This is a genomic window from Undibacterium sp. JH2W (assembly GCF_049340425.1).
In the GTDB taxonomy this organism is placed as follows: Bacteria; Pseudomonadota; Gammaproteobacteria; order Burkholderiales; family Burkholderiaceae_D; genus Undibacterium.
Map to the genome: position 1 here is coordinate 105233 of NZ_JBMPOT010000016.1, position 16935 is coordinate 122167.

Annotated in this window: 12 protein-coding genes and 1 tRNA gene; 9 read left to right on the top strand and 4 right to left on the bottom strand. The window is 49.1% G+C overall.

Annotated elements, in window-relative coordinates:
• The first annotated feature begins 660 nt into the window (after positions 1-660).
• Positions 661-2175 (top strand): hybrid sensor histidine kinase/response regulator, encoded by a 1515-nt coding sequence (locus ACO0LC_RS22505; RefSeq protein ID WP_423007302.1) that lies wholly within the window; start codon positions 661-663, stop codon positions 2173-2175.
• Between the two features lie 366 nt (positions 2176-2541).
• Positions 2542-3159, top strand: coding sequence for a PAQR family membrane homeostasis protein TrhA (gene trhA / locus ACO0LC_RS22510; RefSeq protein WP_423007304.1), 618 nt, complete (start codon positions 2542-2544; stop codon positions 3157-3159).
• 530 nt (positions 3160-3689) lie between these two features.
• Here trhA and ACO0LC_RS22515 read toward each other — a convergent pair.
• Complete coding sequence (locus ACO0LC_RS22515; protein ID WP_423007306.1) at positions 3690-4952, bottom strand: hypothetical protein; 1263 nt, start codon at positions 4950-4952, stop codon at positions 3690-3692.
• A gap of 532 nt (positions 4953-5484) precedes the next feature.
• Between ACO0LC_RS22515 and ACO0LC_RS22520 the strand changes: the two genes are divergently transcribed.
• The 4 genes from ACO0LC_RS22520 to ACO0LC_RS22535 are packed head-to-tail and all read left to right on the top strand — an operon-like array spanning position 5485 to position 9185.
• On the top strand, positions 5485-6054 hold the full coding sequence (locus ACO0LC_RS22520) for a hypothetical protein (RefSeq protein WP_423007308.1): 570 nt from the start codon (positions 5485-5487) through the stop codon (positions 6052-6054).
• A complete protein-coding gene (locus ACO0LC_RS22525; protein WP_423007310.1) occupies positions 6051-7424 on the top strand; it encodes a 7-cyano-7-deazaguanine synthase in 1374 nt (457 codons plus the stop codon). Before ACO0LC_RS22520 ends, ACO0LC_RS22525 begins: the two co-directional genes overlap by 4 nt.
• Positions 7421-8590 carry a helix-turn-helix domain-containing protein gene (locus ACO0LC_RS22530; RefSeq protein WP_423007312.1) on the top strand — a complete coding sequence of 390 codons (1170 nt, stop codon included), beginning with the start codon at positions 7421-7423 and terminating at the stop codon, positions 8588-8590. The genes ACO0LC_RS22525 and ACO0LC_RS22530 overlap by 4 nt, the downstream gene beginning before the upstream one ends.
• Positions 8565-9185, top strand: coding sequence for a hypothetical protein (locus tag ACO0LC_RS22535; RefSeq protein WP_423007314.1), 621 nt, complete (start codon positions 8565-8567; stop codon positions 9183-9185). Before ACO0LC_RS22530 ends, ACO0LC_RS22535 begins: the two co-directional genes overlap by 26 nt.
• A gap of 315 nt (positions 9186-9500) precedes the next feature.
• Here the strand turns inward: ACO0LC_RS22535 and ACO0LC_RS22540 are convergent.
• From ACO0LC_RS22540 to ACO0LC_RS22550, 3 genes are all read right to left on the bottom strand, one after another.
• Positions 9501-9590 (bottom strand) — tRNA-Ser (locus ACO0LC_RS22540).
• 108 nt (positions 9591-9698) lie between these two features.
• Complete coding sequence (locus ACO0LC_RS22545; RefSeq protein WP_423007316.1) at positions 9699-10163, bottom strand: rhodanese-like domain-containing protein; 465 nt, start codon at positions 10161-10163, stop codon at positions 9699-9701.
• A gap of 57 nt (positions 10164-10220) precedes the next feature.
• Positions 10221-13133 (bottom strand): EAL domain-containing protein, encoded by a 2913-nt coding sequence (locus ACO0LC_RS22550; protein ID WP_423007318.1) that lies wholly within the window; start codon positions 13131-13133, stop codon positions 10221-10223.
• Between the two features lie 602 nt (positions 13134-13735).
• Here ACO0LC_RS22550 and glnA point away from each other — a divergent pair.
• The 3 genes from glnA (at position 13736) to glnL (ending at position 16927) form a co-directional block, all read left to right on the top strand.
• Positions 13736-15151, top strand: a complete 1416-nt coding sequence (glnA, locus tag ACO0LC_RS22555) for a type I glutamate--ammonia ligase (RefSeq protein ID WP_423007320.1) — start codon at positions 13736-13738, stop codon at positions 15149-15151.
• Between the two features lie 127 nt (positions 15152-15278).
• Complete coding sequence (locus tag ACO0LC_RS22560; protein WP_423007322.1) at positions 15279-15767, top strand: DUF4124 domain-containing protein; 489 nt, start codon at positions 15279-15281, stop codon at positions 15765-15767.
• An 86-nt stretch (positions 15768-15853) separates the two neighbouring features.
• Positions 15854-16927, top strand: a complete 1074-nt coding sequence (glnL, locus tag ACO0LC_RS22565) for a nitrogen regulation protein NR(II) (RefSeq protein WP_423007324.1) — start codon at positions 15854-15856, stop codon at positions 16925-16927.
• Positions 16928-16935: the final 8 nt, after the last annotated feature.

Consider the following 16935-nt stretch of genomic DNA (forward strand, 5'->3'; position numbering starts at 1 on the left):
AGTGCGAGTCAAACAAATCGCGCATTCTAAGATGCAAGAAATTGAAAATTTCCTAATATTTAAAACTGTTCTTTAACTCATAACCGAGTGAAAGAAATGATACAAGAATATAGGCTGACAAACGGCTAAGTGCATAATAATTCGAGATTGAAAGTGCTGAGCAACATATACTTTTTGCCTCTTTTGAATCTCAGTGACGCGATCATCCCGACAAGCTTGATGCGTAATATCTCCTTCTTTGTGCGGCAACGCACGGTTGCTTATTAATCCCTGATTTAGTCTATCGCTGACAATTTAGCTTTGTAGTTAAGTTATTTACAAATGGGAGATAAAGGCAGAACAACTATCGATGGCATAAAACGGCTTCGAAAGCCTATATTGAGGGCGATCACTATTGTTTTTTTGTAACGAATAATGTAGTGTGCCAGCAATATTTCCTGACAATGTTAGCAGATGGTTATGGCCAACAAAAGCATTGATACCATAAAGTTCGTTGTCCATTGGCATTGCCTGATTTGGATTGGCCGAGTGCAGAATACTTGCTATGACACTACAATTTATCGTCGAAGTGATACCTATCGATACCATACTTGCAAACGCCAGAGATTTTTTAAGTCGGACGCCGCATTTGCCTGTTATTAAGGGCGCAGAGGTTCAACTATGAGCGAGTTGCATATCAAAAATCGTGTCTTGATTTACGCACCCTACGGTAAGGACGCTACGCTCGTCGCCAATGCGCTACATAGCGCTGATGTGCTTTGCGAGCATTGTTCGGGCCTACCGTCATTGCTAAAGGCACTGGAGGAGGGGGCTGGAGCGCTAGTAACAGTGGAAGAGGCATTGAACAGTGAATGGTTTGACGAGTTATATACATTTATTGCCCATCAGCCTGACTGGTCTGATTTTCCTATTCTCGTTCTAACTAAGCCGGGTAGCAATCCTCATTGGGTACAGCACGCTTATGATGTTTTGGGTAATCTGACTTTGTTGGAGCGTCCTATACGCGTTCCAACCTTAATGAGCGCAGTGCGTTCTGCGCTACGAGGGAGGCAGCGGCAATACCAAATTTGTGAAGCATACCAGCACAAAGATGAGTTTTTGGCTATGTTGGCGCATGAGTTGCGCAATCCACTGGCTCCGATCGGGGCCGCTGCGCAATTGCTTAGCCTGCGACCACAAGACGCAACGGTGGTGCTGAAGACCAGCCAGACTATTGCGCGTCAAGTCAGGCATATGTCACATCTCATTGACGACTTGCTGGACATGGCCAGGCTCACACGCAATCTGGTAGCGTTCGCGAGTGAGCAGGTTGATATGCGAAATGCAGCATCAGAAGCCGTTGAGCAACTTGAATCTGCTATGCAAGCAAAGCAACACCGGCTAAACCTTTGCTTGCCTATTCGCCCTGTGTGGGTGAAAGGTGACCCGAATCGGCTGGTTCAAGTGATCGCCAATCTTCTCAACAACGCAGTCAAGTACACATTGACTGGAGGAAGCATTGAAGTGATTCTCGCAGTTGAAAAAGATTCAGTGGTACTCGAGGTCAGTGACGATGGTATGGGCATAGAGCCTGATCTGGCCCCCTATATTTTTGACTTGTTTACTCAAGCTAAACGCGCACCAGACCGCACTCAAGGTGGTCTGGGCTTGGGCTTGGCACTTGTGAAATTGATAGCCAATGCCCACGGCGGTAGCGTTCATCTGTGTAGTGAAGGCCTTGGGCAGGGCAGTACATTCACTCTCAGGTTACCTTGCCTGCCTGCTGATGAGGTGATGCGAGAATCGGTAGCCTGTAGAGAACTAATACCGAAGGTTCCAACCCAGCGGATATTGGTAGTAGACGACAATCAAGATGCGGCCGATATGCTCTGTACAGTATTACGCGAATTTGGTCATGAGGTCGTTGTTGCTTATGACGCTAGTGCTGCCCTTGATATTGCACGCCGCCTAAAACCGCAAGTAAGTCTACTGGATATCGGATTGCCTGATATGGATGGCATGGCATTAGCGAACCGCCTGCGTGAACTGCCAGAGACTGCGACCTCGCTGTTGATCGCCGTGACGGGCTATGGACAGGCTGAGGACATACGTAAATCGCTTGCTGCAGGATTTGATGCGCATCTAGTCAAACCACCGGATATGGATGAATTGCAAAAATTGTTGAATCGTAGTTGACCAAGTGTGATTTAAATAAAGATAACAAACAAAACACAAATGTTTAAGGACAATGTCCTTGTTTTTGCTTTACGCCGATTATATCTGCGCTTTGAGATCACAGAACCAGCCTATGCGGAGCGACAGACAACAAGTGCCATCGATAAATATGCACTGTAACTTTTAAGCAGGCTTAAAATTAAAATTTATTGAAATGACAATTAACGGCGTAGCTTGCAACAACTTCACTTCGATCGGAAAGAATTGGGATTTGATAGGTTGCGTAACCGGGTGATGGCGTTCGTCAGGAAGTGCACAGCGCGCCCACGCAAAATACAATGTCTGGGCCGCAGCTTTCAATAGTGGGAAATTTGTAAGGGAATACGCATGTATTACGGAGAGCGCTTCAATGGCATTACCCACGCGGTGGGTGCTGCATTGGCGGCAGTGGGCGGTGTATCGCTGATCACGATAGCAGTTCGCAGTGGTGACTATTGGAAGATTGTTAGTTTCAGCATCTACGCTGCCACGTTATTTGCCCTTTATTTTACATCTGCCCTGTATCACAGCACCCAAGGGCCAGCCAAAGACGTATTGCGTCGGCTCGACCATTGCGCAATCTACTTGCTAATTGCTGGTACCTATACGCCATTCACACTGGTCAGCCTAAGGGGGACGTGGGGATGGTCGCTGTTCGGCGTGGTGTGGGGGCTTGCCGTTATTGGTGTCCTGCAAGAATTGTGGTACGCCAAAGGAGCACGGCTAATGTCGTTGCTAATTTATGTGGTGATGGGCTGGGTTGGCGTGATCGCTGCTAAGCCGCTCATCAATGCGCTCACGATGGACGGCTTCCGGTGGCTGGCAGCCGGTGGTGCACTCTACACCGGCGGCATCGTGTTTTATGCCACAGATCACAAATGGCGTCACGGACACGGGGTTTGGCACCTGTTCGTGCTTGGCGGAAGCATATGCCATTTTGGCGCGGTATTGCTGTACGTGGCGTAGTAGAGGCCAAGCAGAGCGATTTGACTACTCCTGACAGGATTACTGCAAATCTGTTGATCGAAAGGTGCCAAATAAATCTGCACATCGTCTCGTTCCATGAGTGTCGCCAGTATTTCTCTATACCAATTGATCAGGCACCGGAAATAGACACACGTGAGAACAACGAACCCACAAACCAAAACGCCTACTTGCATGAGCGGGCGTTGCGTGACGCCTGGTCTTGGCGGACCACTGCAGAATCTAACAACGATACAAGGATCCTCAATCCGCTCGACCCAAAATAGTTGCACTACTCAGAAAATCCGCCCAAGTTTGCATTAAGGGACGGCGTTGCTCCAACATGATGTTGCAACCAGAATCAGTCTGGCTGGTCGTCACCCCTGTTGATATGCGCATCGGTGTCGATGGCATGTCACTGCGTGTCCGGCAAGCACTGGCGCGCTCCTTGCGATGGCACTGACTACGTCTTTGCCCAATCGGCAGCGCAATCGCGTAAAACTGATCGTCTGGGATGGTTTTACCCTTACGCATCAATTCGCCGATTGCCCTAGGTCATTCAATACATTAATAATGCGAGAGCGTGGTTCTGAAAGTCGTTTAGGCAGAATTCGATAGTAATCGAATCTTTTTGTTTCAGGATTCCATTTTGAGTGATGCCAGACATCTTGTTGTGGGTCTTCATTTAAAATCCCAGTCATGTACTTATACCCCACCAAGCTATCTGTATGTGACAGGAACAGATTCGCCATGCACAAGTGAAAAAGATGGGATGAAACATCGACAGCAGTGGGGCGTTGCACAGTGAGCATTAGACATCTTTGAGCATTGACTTGCTGCCAGTCGATACCAACAACTTCGCCAGCATTGTTTAGCATGGTTCTTGATTGCTCACTTTTAGCATTGATGATCGAGACCGCCATAACACCTGATCGAAGGCCTACAAGTCCCTGCAATTGTCTTGTCCATCGTTCTAGTTGAGATAGTTCCACGTCAGGGGCAAACACTAAGAATTGATGCCGATCTTCGTTTATCAATCCGCTTGGAATTTGAACATATAACGGATACAGCACATCATGAAGGTAAACATAGGTTTTTCGCTGGCCGGAATTACTGGAGTGGGTTGTTGCTGTTAAGGCCATATCTGCCCATTCCGGTGTGATTTCATCCAACGTCATTCCTGATATGTCTATCGAAATAAGGGGAAATGCCTGTGATTTGCCAATGAGAGCTTTCCTGCCATCAAATTGGTGACCCCATTCAATCTCAACACCTCCTAGTAGGATAGGTTTCGTGTTGATGGGCTTTGAACTAATTGCCACGTCCAGTCGGTACTTGCAGCCAAAAGACGTTTCTACTGGTTCTTCGACATGAACGGCTGCTGCGCCCATTAGTAGATTGCCTTGAAGGTGATACTGGGAGCTTTCTTCGTCTTTGAAGTACCAAGGCATCGCTTTTCCGCCAGCTAGCCGTGTCCGCAAAGCTTCTGCGACCATATACTTCGCTTGCGCATGTTCTTGGCTTTCCTGAGTAGCTTTAAAGCGTACTGCTTCTTCTTGATCAAAAATCTGACCAACACTGAGATTTTTGGTTCCTGGGAGTGTTCGAAAATGAGGTCGTCGCGTGCACTTACCATTTTCAAAAGAAGGCTTGACCCAAGTTACTAATTGACGTGGTGTTGTCGCTGTAACAAGCGGCCAAAGCTTACGTGCATGTTCGTGGCTATGAACATCGTGCGCCGCGACTGTCGCGGCGAACAGCCCATTCCTCGTAAAAACGACAATTGCTTCGTTCATTTCATCTCACGATCTAAAAGATTCCAATATATGCTAGTCCAACCGATTTACTGGCAATGGCTCAGTATGAGCTGAAACTTTATAAGATCATACCAATGGATCTGGTCGTCTGCAGTCGACTGCAGAAAGTGGCTGCAATTTGGGTAGGAGCTGGCGTTTCGGCCGCAACCGAAAAAGCCTGGTAGCGCGGTAGCCAGACCAATTGCCGTACAGATAAGAGTAGCGGAACGGATCTGCCGTGGACTGCCGATTTGCTGATCCGTGAATTCGATACGTCTGGGGGTTCACTCAGTTAACTTTTTTCAAATACTGACTTTTGCCACAGGACCTGACTCTCCGGCGACGTATTGGGGCATAGATCTAAATTGGGCTGCGAATTTGGGGAGTCGAGACGAGGAGGGCAAATGGCGGTGGCTGCTATTTCACTTTCTCTAGCTTAGGCAAAGTGAAATGGCCTCTTTTTCAAGATTGAAATAACATTTGACATTGTCTGAATATATTTTGTAAAATCTGACAAAATGGAGGACTGGCGATGAGTGATGGACCACATAGAAGTCTGCCGATGCGAAAACCTTGGAAGGAGCTGGCGAAGCGTGGTGACCAATCTACATACGATTCGGATCAAGTTGCAGAGGCAGCAACCAGCGCACTCGCCAGCGACTTCAAAAATGAGGTTTCCTGGTCGTTGATCAGTGCCCTGAAGTCAATTTTCGCTGGGTTTGATAATTCTCTTATGATCCCGGAAATTGCCATTCACCAACTATCAGAATTGCGGCCGTCAACTGCTGGCTCTGTGTTTGGGAGCAATGCCGTTGAATGGAGTATTCAGCTCGTCAATGAGGGGCGCTTGGAACCCAAAGCAGTCTATGACGCTATTGGCCTTGCTGCAAAAGCTCGAGGGTTTGCAAATACTCGTTCTATTCAAGAGCATGTTCTCCGTGAAACTAATCAACACCGAGCGGAAGGCGTGGCCGCCCGCTTAAACAATGCGATCAGTGGATTATCGGAAAGCGCGCTTGGGTCCATGCTTCTTGACCGTCAGTCAAACAATTCCCGCCGTTTGAAGAAAAGCACTAGCCTAGATGAAGGAGTTCCAATATGACGAATGCACTTCAGCTTAAGGAAATGACTGTTCACGTGGTCGAGCCTGGAGAGAGACGCCGCAAGGGTGCAGTTGCATGTCGGTTGGAGCAGAATATCAAGTTCGATATCGCTGCGCTTGAATCTTTTTCTTCGAAGAAATGGCAGCCAGTTGTTTTTGATGCACTTGTCGTTGCCGCAGTAGTTGAGTTCTGTGATCGTAGCTTGGCCCGTAGTTCAATGAATTGGGGGCGACGATTCGTTGTTCATATTCCAGTTCATGAACCATTCCGATGGTCCGATAAATCCGTGGGCGGTTCATTGGTTCGGGCGCTGAATCTACTAACTGGAGATGACTGGCATTTCGAATTTAGAGCGCGCAAGGTTGCCGCGCAGCCACCAGCACAGAGCCGTATGGAGTTTCCATCTAATGCCGAGGCAGTTATTGCGTTCAGCGATGGAATGGACTCACGGGCAGTCGATGGGCTTGAGCGAAACCGGCTTGGTCAGCGCTTAATACGCGTGAGAGTCGGTAACAAAAAACATGATGTACCATTGCGGGAGCGTAGGCAAGTTCCTTTTGCCGCCATCCCTTATTCTGTAAGAATTGAAGGTGAATGGAACGCCGAGAGTAGCGCTCGCAGTCGAGGGTTTAAGTTCAGTGTCGTATCTTCAATGGCGGCTTATTTAATCGACGCCCATGACATAATTGTTCCTGAAAGTGGGCAGGGCGCGATAGGGCCTGCAATTCTTCCCGTTGGACATGGGTATGAGGACTATCGCAGTCACCCTGTATTCACTGCCTTAATGGAGCGATTTATACGAGAGCTCCTCGGACATCAAATTCAGTACAGATTCCCGCGTCTGTGGATGACAAAAGCTGAAACCTTGCGTGAGTTCGTGGTCAATTGTTCTGATGGTGCGAAATGGATTAAGACGAGATCGTGCTGGCAGCAGTCGAGGCAAGTGGGTGTCTCCGGGGCACAAAGGCAATGCGGTATTTGTGCGGCATGTGTCCTTCGGCGACTTAGCGTTCACGCAGCTGGGTTACAAGAGCCACGGGAGACATATGTGTGGGAGTCTCTGCAGGCTACGACTTGGGAGGCGGGAGCATCGAAAGACTTCAAGCGCTTAACGTCTTCTTTGCGCGAATATGCCATAGCGGGAGTGCTTCATTTCGAGCATCTGGCCCTAATCAGAAAATCAATGGAGTATGAGCTCTTAAAGCGCCGACACACGAGCGAACTAGCACGATCACTGGCAGAGGATTCCCGAGTCATTGTGCAGCGCCTTGACCGACTGCTAGAGCAGCACTCCTTGGAATGGTTTGCATTTACAGACGCTCTGGGGCGAGAGTCGTTTGTTCGAAATTGGATAGGTAATGCGTTATGAGTAAATTAGATTATGAATTGAGCCCAGTGCAACTGGGTGAGCGGCTAAAGGTTGCGCGCGAAACTGCGAACGTCACCCAAGATGCTGCGGCGAAGGCTGCTTTAATAGCAAGGACAACTCTTGTCTCGATTGAAAAGGGGCAGCGAGCCGCGAGGCTTGAAGAAATTCAGGCGCTTAGCCGACTTTATGGCGTATCAATTAACGCGTTGCTGCGCAGGGAGTCGATCTTTGTTGACTTGGTGCCACGATTCCGTTCATTGCCTGAAACGGGCGATAGTGGCATTGAGCACGCTGCACGACTATTGAATGATCTCGTTCGAGCAGAGGTAGAGCTTGAGAATATTTTAGGCGTCAAAAAAACGTATAACTATCCAGCAGAAAAGAACCTGTTGCCAGGAGATGTTCGCAAGCAGGCGGAGCACGACGCGCAGAATTTGCGAAACTGGCTTGGGTTGGGTGAGGCGCCAATCCAGAGCTTATTCCCCATTCTTGAACTTCAATTAGGGGTCAGGGTTTACAGTCGAAAACTTGATTCAAAAGTCGCAGGACTATTTGCCTATGATGACAATGTTGGTGCTTGCATTCTCATTAATGCGAGCCATCGAAAGGACCGACGAACTCAAACTGGAGGGCACGAGCTCGGTCATTTTATCGCAACTCGTAGGCAACCTGAAATTTATCAGGACGGGAAGTACGAGAATTCACGGGAGGAGCGTTATGCAAATGCGTTTGGAAGTGCGTTTTTAACACCTACCCGTACAGTAATGGAGAAGTTTAAAGAAGTAACGACTGGCGGAACGCATCTTACCCGTCGCCACATCATTTTGCTATCAGGTTTTTTCGGAGTATCTCGTCAAGCCATGGTACTGCGCTTAGAAGAGCTCGGACTTACGAAAAAAGGTACATGGGATTGGTTCATGGACAACGGCGGAATTACCGACGAACAAGTCCAGCAGGTCTTAGGAGTTTCAGCAGATGACACGCCCGCTACTGAATTGGCGCAGTCGTCGCGCCTCTTTTTGCTCGCGATCGAGGCGTGGAAGAAGAATCTCATCAGTGAGGGCCAGATGTCGGAAATGTTGAAGATCGGACGGGAAAAAGTACGCCAGCTGCTAGACGAGGCTGAGGAGGACGAGGTTAATGACCTTTTCAAATTATCTTACTGACCAAGGCTCAGTGCTTGTGCTTGATGCGAGTGTAGTGATCAATCTACTAGCGACAGGGCAATCCGATGCTATTCTCAAATCCTTGAATGTGCCGTTGCTCGTCACCGATAGTGTTGTTCGGGAGTTGGAACAAGGTGCGACAGAAGGCCGTCAGGAGTTTGGCCTTTTGACAAAAGCTATAAATGATCAGATTTTGAAATTGGAAAGGCTTGAGGGGACGGCTCTGAGGACGTTCTTCGAATTGGTGTCGGGTGATGCATCTAATTCGCTTGGCGATGGCGAGGCTGCTACGCTTGCGCTCGCGGATGGCTATGGATTTATTGCTGCGATTGATGAAAAAAAGGCCACGAGGATTGCTGCTGAGCGGTTTTGTGCGCTGAAACTTGTGACTACTATCGACATCTTGGCGCATGAGCGGGTGCAGGCAGCGCTAGGAGATGAAAAACTTGCTGAGGCGACGTTCGATGCGCTACGTTTTGCAAGAATGCAGGTCCGAGATTGTCAGTTCGATTGGGTGGTTAACATAATTGGGGATGCAAAAGTGCAGGCTTGTCCCAGTCTAAGGCGGCATGCCCGTCTTAAAACTTTGAAGTGATAGCGATGGAAGTTGAGGTCTGTACTGTTGATTTCTATGGAAATATTGAAGCGCTGGTCGTAATTCAGTGCAGGCTGGCAGTCAACACCTCTTTGAGCCTGTTGCTTTAGAATCGCCACAAGCCTGCATCAGGAAGTTTCGTAATTCATCGCGGAATTCAGCGGCGGCGCAGGTTTGCTTTCGTTGAGCTTTTTAGAGGGACACATTGCCAATGCGTTCCAATAGCTTCCAAGCGGCGTTGGTACACCAAATGGCACACTGAAATAGCTACAAAATAAAAAAGCCCTTGAAAATCAAGGGCTTATTCATTTATCTTGGCGGAGAAGGGGGGATTCGAACCCCCGGTAGGGATAAACCTACGCACGCTTTCCAGGCGTGTGACTTAAACCACTCATCCACCTCTCCTGCATTCGCTAGTAACTTGCCGTAACAGCGAAGTCCGCTATTCTAGCAAAGCAAACTTCAATATGGAAGCTTTTTCTTGTTTTTTGTAAATCTTGCTTATGCATTAAGTTAAGCACCTAGCCAGGGCAGGCCGTGTTGGCACCAGCCGCCTATGGTTTTTCTGTGGCCTTGCTCGTCCTTGTCGCCTTCAAAGCCTTGCAGGATGTCAAAGCAGTTTGTGTAGCCCTTTTCTGTTGCCAGCTTGGCGCCGTGGCGTGAGCGTACGCCGGAGCGGCAGAGGAAGAGGATGATGTTGTTCTTGTCTGTTGCACAAGCTTGCAGTTGTGCCAGAAAGTCTGGGTTGGGTGTGCCGCCGGGGTAGAGGCTCCATTGTACGGCCAGGTGTTGTTCTGGATTGATGTTGACCCTGCCTACCCAGTCGCGCTCGGCATTGGTGCGCACATCGATGAGTAGCACCTTGCCGTCGTTTTGCAGCATGGCATAGGCTTCTTGCGGGGTGACTGCGCCAGCATAGGGCAGGGCTTGTTCCTGGCCGCGCTGGCGGGCTGTTTGCAGAGTTTGATCGGTAGACATAGTGGCTCCCTGGTTAGCTATCATTGACGAAAGAGTACGTGAATCTTGTGTGCTAGTTTATCGTAAATCGGCACTGGGTTTGCCATATAGATAACCCTGGTAAGAAAGGCAGCCTTGTTGTTGCAGGAAATCGCGCTGGCCTATGGTTTCGACGCCTTCAGCAATCACGGCCAGGCCCAGGCTCTGGCCCAGGGCGATGATGGTTTTGGTGATGACGGCATCATTGTTATTGCTGAGGATATCGCGCACGAAGGATTGGTCTATCTTGAGCTGGTCCAGCGGCAGGCGCTTGAGGTAAGAAAGGGATGAGTAACCGGTGCCAAAGTCGTCCAGTGAAAATCCTACTCCTCGGGTTTTTAACTGATTCATCTTGTCTATGGTGGCTTCTACATTGTCGACCAGCAGGCTCTCGGTCAATTCCAGCTTGAGTTTGCTGGCGTCAATTTGGTGGTGATCGATGTTGTCGAGCACCAGTGTGACAAAGTCGTTTTGCCTGAATTGGCGTGCGCTGACATTCACGGCCAAGGTGCGGTTTTTTGTGTCGTCGCTGTTTTGCCATTCAGCCAGTTTGGCGCAGGCTGTTTTTAATATCCAGGCACCCAGGCTGAGTATGAGGCCAGATTCTTCTGCCAGGGGGATGAAGTCGGATGGCGGCACCAGGCCTTTTTGAGGGTGCTGCCAGCGCACCAGTGCTTCGGCACCGGTGACTTGGCCGGTGCTGCTGACTTGGGGTTGGTAATACAAGACAAATTGCTCTTGTAGCAGGCCCTGTCGCATATCGGCTTCAAGGGCCGCGCGGGTGCTGACGATGTCGAGCATGTCTTTGTCGAAGAAGCGGAAGCTGTTGCCACCACTGGCCTTGGCTTCATACATGGCGACTTCGACTTGTTTTAATAATTCTTCAGCCGAAGTATTTTGTTTGTCGAACAGGGTGATGCCTATGCTGGCGCTGCTGTGATATTCATTGTGTTCTAAATCATAGGGCGCGCGCAGGTCTGCCAGGATTTTGGTGACTATCATTTGTACTTCTATGACGGTTTCCCTGATGTTGTCGCTGAGTTCTTCGAGTAGCAAGACAAATTCATCGCCGCCATAGCGTGCCAGGGTGTCGCCCTTGCGTATGCTATGCGCCAGGCGTTTTGCTGCAACTTGCAAGAGCATGTCGCCCTTGCCGTGGCCACTGCTGTCATTGATGGTCTTGAAATTGTCAAGGTCAAGGAAGAGTACCGCGCCATACAGATTGCTGCGGCTTTTTGCAAGCAGGCTGTGTTGCAGCCTGTCGATGAGCAAGCGGCGGTTGGCCAGGCCGGTTAACGGGTCATGATAGGCCAGGTGTTCGAGTTTGGCTTCAGTGGCTTTTCTTTGGGTAATGTCGAGCATGGTGGCGACATAATTGACGACTTTGCCGCTGCTATTTTTAACTGCCGTAATGGTCAGCCATTCTGGATAGACTTCACCATTTTTCCTGCGGTTCCAGATTTCACCTTGCCAATAGTCGTTGGCTTCAAGCTGCTTGCCCATGTCTTCATAATAGCTGGCACCGTGCAGGCCGGATTTGAGCAGGCTGGTTTGTTTGCCCAGGGCTTCTTCGCGACTATATCCAGTGATACGGGTAAAGGCATGGTTAACGCGCAGTATGCAGCGATGTTCATCTGTGATGACCATGCCTTCCTGGCCCTCAAAGGCGATGGCGGCAATGCGTAAGTCTTCTTCTGCGTGTTTGCGCTCAGTGATGTCTTGTACAGTGCCCATGCGCTTGACACTTTGGGCATCATATTGTGAGTGCAGCCAACGCACTTCGCCGTCAAGAATTATGCGGTGTTCTATCCCTGCATCCTCGCCTGCTTGCACCTGGTTCCAAAAATTTTTGACTGCCTGGATATCGTCAGGGTGGGTGCGGTGCATGAGATTGGCGCAATCGATTTTGCTGCCATTTGCGTAGCCAAGCAGGCGACGTGCCTCATCGGAGTAGTACCACTCGTGAGGACTGTCAGCAATGCTATAGCTACCAGTTTTTGAAATACTTTGGGCATGGCGCAAGTCTGTTTCGCGTTGCGCCAGTTCTGCGGTTCTTTTGGCGACGATTTTCTTCAGATTTTTTCTTTGCTCGCGGGTCTCGAACAAGAGCTTTACCAGGCACGCCAACATGAGGCTAAACAAAAGCCCCAAGCTGCTATAGAGCAGTAGTGATTTGTTATGGATCACAGAATTTTTTGGTACCAGGTCCAGGGTCCATTCCGCATTCGGCAATTTGATTGTATAGCTGACGTAATTCGTCTTTGTAAATCCAGCAGACTTTTGTATGACTTGCCTGAGTTGTGTGCCCGGATGAAGGCGCGACAATTCATAGTCGTAACCCCGCTCGCTTAAGTTTGATAATTCGGCATCAGCCAGTATGGTTTTAAGATCAATGGCAGCCGAGATCAGGCCCCAGAATTGTGCTGGTTTGTTTGCATCAATGGCATCTTCAAGGTAGACGGGCAGGCGGGCTATGATGCCAGTGCTGCCATTGGTGAGGGGGAGTGGGCCTGCAAGTGTCAGATGATGACTGTCTTTGGCGAGTTGTGCCTCAGTTTTGCGAACCGGGTCTGACAGCAAGTCTATGCCTAGTCCATTGTTGCGCCATTCTATAGGTGCGACTTCGCTGGTGATGCCGTCTGGTGCCAGATACAAAGCGGCAATTTGTGGGTGATACTGCAGGATCTTGTCGGCAAAACGTCCAAAATGCCGGACTCGACCATCGCTGTCTGCAACCATGGCAGCGAGAGCATAGCTTGCTGATAAGGCACTATATATATTGTTTTGCAAGCTGGCAGCTTGTGAGCGTGCCAGATCGTAGGCGAGCAGGTGCTCTTGCTGCTTGGCGCTTTCGTCCAGTTTGATAATGATGGCGACACTGGCGAGCATGGCTAGCGTAAAGGTGAGTATGGCAAACAGTATGGGTTTGCGCAGGTAGGGGCGAGGCGACATAATCAGATTTGTGTACGGGAGTGAGTGCCTGTGCTTGGTTCCATAGCTGTTTATCGGGCAGGCAGGGGCGTCGCTGCCTGAAAAAGACTGTCACAGTCTAAATGAGAGTGAGTCGCATGCAGAGAAATACCGATGAGTATTGATTTTGGTCAATATTGCCAATTAAATATTTTTTTCAAGTATTTCGTTTAAGTATTTGAACTAGCTGAGTTGCTTGCATGTTCTACGACGACAAATTCTTGATTGCACCAAAATAATGCAAAATAATGCCGCAAAATAAAAAACGCACCAAAATAGTTTGTTTGAATTATTGTGCATTATCTTGGTGCGGCGCCTGGCTTTGCATAATGTTAAGATGGGGCAGTTTTGTGAGAGAAAACGCCACAAAAACAGGCATTTAACAAATTTCGTATTTATATATACACGAACTGGCTGATGGCACGGTTTCTGCTATTATCCCCACTGAGTTTAGCCGCCGGGTGCAATTGCTATTAGTTGTATCAGTAAGACAAGGTTTGTCTACTGGACGAGATTGCATACAACTGGCTGGCGCAGGGCTCAGCAATTTCCGAATTTATTTTTAGCTCTCAGAGGAGTTTCACATGGCAATGACAGCCGCAGAAGTCTTGAAAATGGCGAAAGATAACGAAGTCAAATTCGTTGATTTTCGCTTTGCTGATACCCGAGGCAAAGAACAGCACGTAACTGTTCCAATTTCCCAGTTCGACATCGATAAATTCGAATCTGGCCACGCATTCGACGGCTCGTCCATCGCTGGCTGGAAAGGCATTGAAGCATCCGACATGTTGTTGATGCCTGATCCATCTACTGCCAACATTGATCCATTCTTTGAGGAAACCACATTGTTCATGCAATGTGACGTCATCGAGCCATCAGATGGTAAAGGCTATGACCGCGATCCACGTTCCATCGCGAAACGTGCTGAAGCTTATTTGAAATCCTCTGGCATTGGTGACACAGCTTACTTTGGTCCAGAACCAGAATTCTTCATTTTTGACAGCGTACGCTGGAAAGTGGATATGTCTGGCTGTTTCGTCAAGATTGATTCTGACGAAGCTTCCTGGACGACAGGCGAGAAACTGGAAGGTGGCAATACTGGCCATCGTCCAACGGTTAAAGGCGGTTATTTCCCGGTTCCTCCAGTCGACAGCTTCCAGGATATGCGTTCTGAAATGTGTCTGATCCTGGAATCCCTGGGGATCCCGGTTGAAGTGCATCACCATGAAGTGGCTGGTGCTGGTCAAAATGAGATCGGTACCAAGTTCTCTACACTGGTAGAGCGCGCTGACTGGACACAAAACCTGAAATACGTAGTCTGGAATGTTGCCCACACTTATGGCAAGACAGCCACTTTCATGCCTAAGCCTATCGTTGGCGACAACGGTTCTGGCATGCACGTGCATCAATCCATCTGGAAGGATGGCAAAAACCTGTTCGCTGGCGACGGCTATGCTGGTTTGTCTGATTTCGCCCTGTACTACATCGGCGGCATCATCAAGCATGCAAAAGCATTGAATGCGATCACTAACCCAGGTACCAACTCTTACAAGCGTCTGGTTCCAGGCTATGAAGCACCAGTGAAACTGGCTTACTCTGCACGTAACCGTTCTGCTTCCATCCGTATTCCTTACGTTGCCAATCCTAAAGGTCGCCGTATTGAAACGCGCTTCCCTGATCCACTGGCGAACCCATACCTGTGCTTCTCCGCACTGATGATGGCTGGTCTGGATGGCGTGCAAAACAAGATTCATCCGGGCGAAGCAGCGAGCAAAGATCTCTACCATCTGCCACCAGAAGAAGATGCATTGATCCCAACAGTGTGTGCATCTCTGGAAGAAGCGCTGGACGCATTGAACAAAGACCGCGAGTTCCTGACACGCGGTGGCGTATTCAGCGACAGCATGATCGATGCTTACATCGATTTGAAAATGCAAGAAGTACAACGCTATCGCATGACTACCCACCCTGTGGAATTTGACATGTATTACTCTCTGTAATCTGAGTAAATAGACAAAAAAGCGAGGGTGACCTCGCTTTTTTTGTTACAAATGCTAATTTCTCAGTAATTGTGTTGCAGCGCTGCATGACATACACTATCAGTCTGTTAATGATTATTGCTTTCCTATGAATCGACTTTTGTCAGGCCTTATTCTCTTTATTGGTGTGCAGGCGCTTGCCTATGCGCAGGGTGATGTGTACCTGTGCGTGGATGATAATGGTAAGAAAGAATACAAAAATACAGGCGCTGTCAAAGGTTGCAAGAAAGTGGATTTGCAGGGCATCACCGTTGTTCCGGCGCCAACATTACCTGCGCCAGGTAAGAAACCGCAAGGCAAGCCGGCCAGTAGCCCTAATGACTTCCCTAAAGTAGATGAAGGCACGCAAAAGGCCAGGGATTCAGACCGCAAACAGATTTTGATGGATGAATTGAAGAACGAAGAGCAAAAACTCGCCAATCTGAAGAAAGAATACAATAATGGTGAGCCTGAACGCCGCGGTGATGAAAGAAATTTCGCCAAATACCAGGAACGCACCAATTTGATGAAAGAAGACGTCAGCCGCACCGAAAAGAACATAGAAGCACTGAAACGTGAAATTGCCAATGCGAAATAAGTTGTCGCTGTGAAAGAGTAAATTGCTGTTCGGGCATGATGCTTGCGTAAAGGTCGCTCTGTGCGGCCTTTTTTTATGGACAAGTTTTGAAAACTCCACTTACCTCATTTGCTGGCCTGGATTTGCTGACTTCAGCCGTGATTGTGCTTGATGCTGAAGGCTGCATTTTATTTGCCAATGCGGCCGCTGAAAACCTGCTCGACTCCTCCTTTAAATCACTCACGCATCTGAAGCTGACTGATCTGTTCCTGAATGGTCAGGAATTGACTGCCGTTTTCCACCAGGCGGTAGCGCATCAGTTTGCCGACAAGCGCCAGGACTTGACACTGGAGCGGGCAGGGCGCGAGCCTCTGCATGTGCACAGTATCGTGACGGCCCTTGATAATCCTGAGACGCCAGTCCTGATAGAGTTACGTGAAAACGTGCAACAGCTCAAGCTTGACAGGGAAGAGCGCATGCTCGACCAGAGCAAGGCCAACAAGGAACTGATCCGTAATCTGGCCCATGAAATCAAGAACCCGCTCGGTGGTATACGTGGCGCAGCACAATTGCTAGAGCTGGAATTACCAGAGCGCCACCTGCGTGAATTGCGTGAATATACCCAAGTCATCATCAAGGAAGCCGACAGGCTGCAGACCCTGGTAGATCGTTTGCTGGCACCGCATCGTCTGCCGCATATTGTCGGCGACGTCAATATCCACGAAGTATGCGAGCGCGTGCGTAGCCTGATCGTTGCGGAATTCCCGCAGGGCCTGAGCATCAAGCGCGACTATGATTTATCGATACCTGAATTCCGCGGCGACAAAGAGCAGCTGATACAGACTGTTTTGAACATCGCCCACAATGCCGCGCAAGCCCTGAATGAGCGTATCCGTCAGGGCGATGCCGTGCTGACTTTCAAGTCGCGTGTGGTGCGTCAGATTACTCTGGCCAAGGTGCGCTACAGGCTGGCATTAGACTTGCATATCATTGATAACGGTCCGGGCATCCCGCCTGAGATACGCAATCGTATTTTCTATCCCCTGGTGTCAGGTAAGGAAGGCGGTAGCGGTCTGGGCTTGACGCTGGCACAAACTTTCGTTGAACAACACATGGGTGTCATCGAATGCGAGAGCCGGCCGGGATGTACGGATTTCCGGATACTGATACCACTACCTTAAATAAGGCT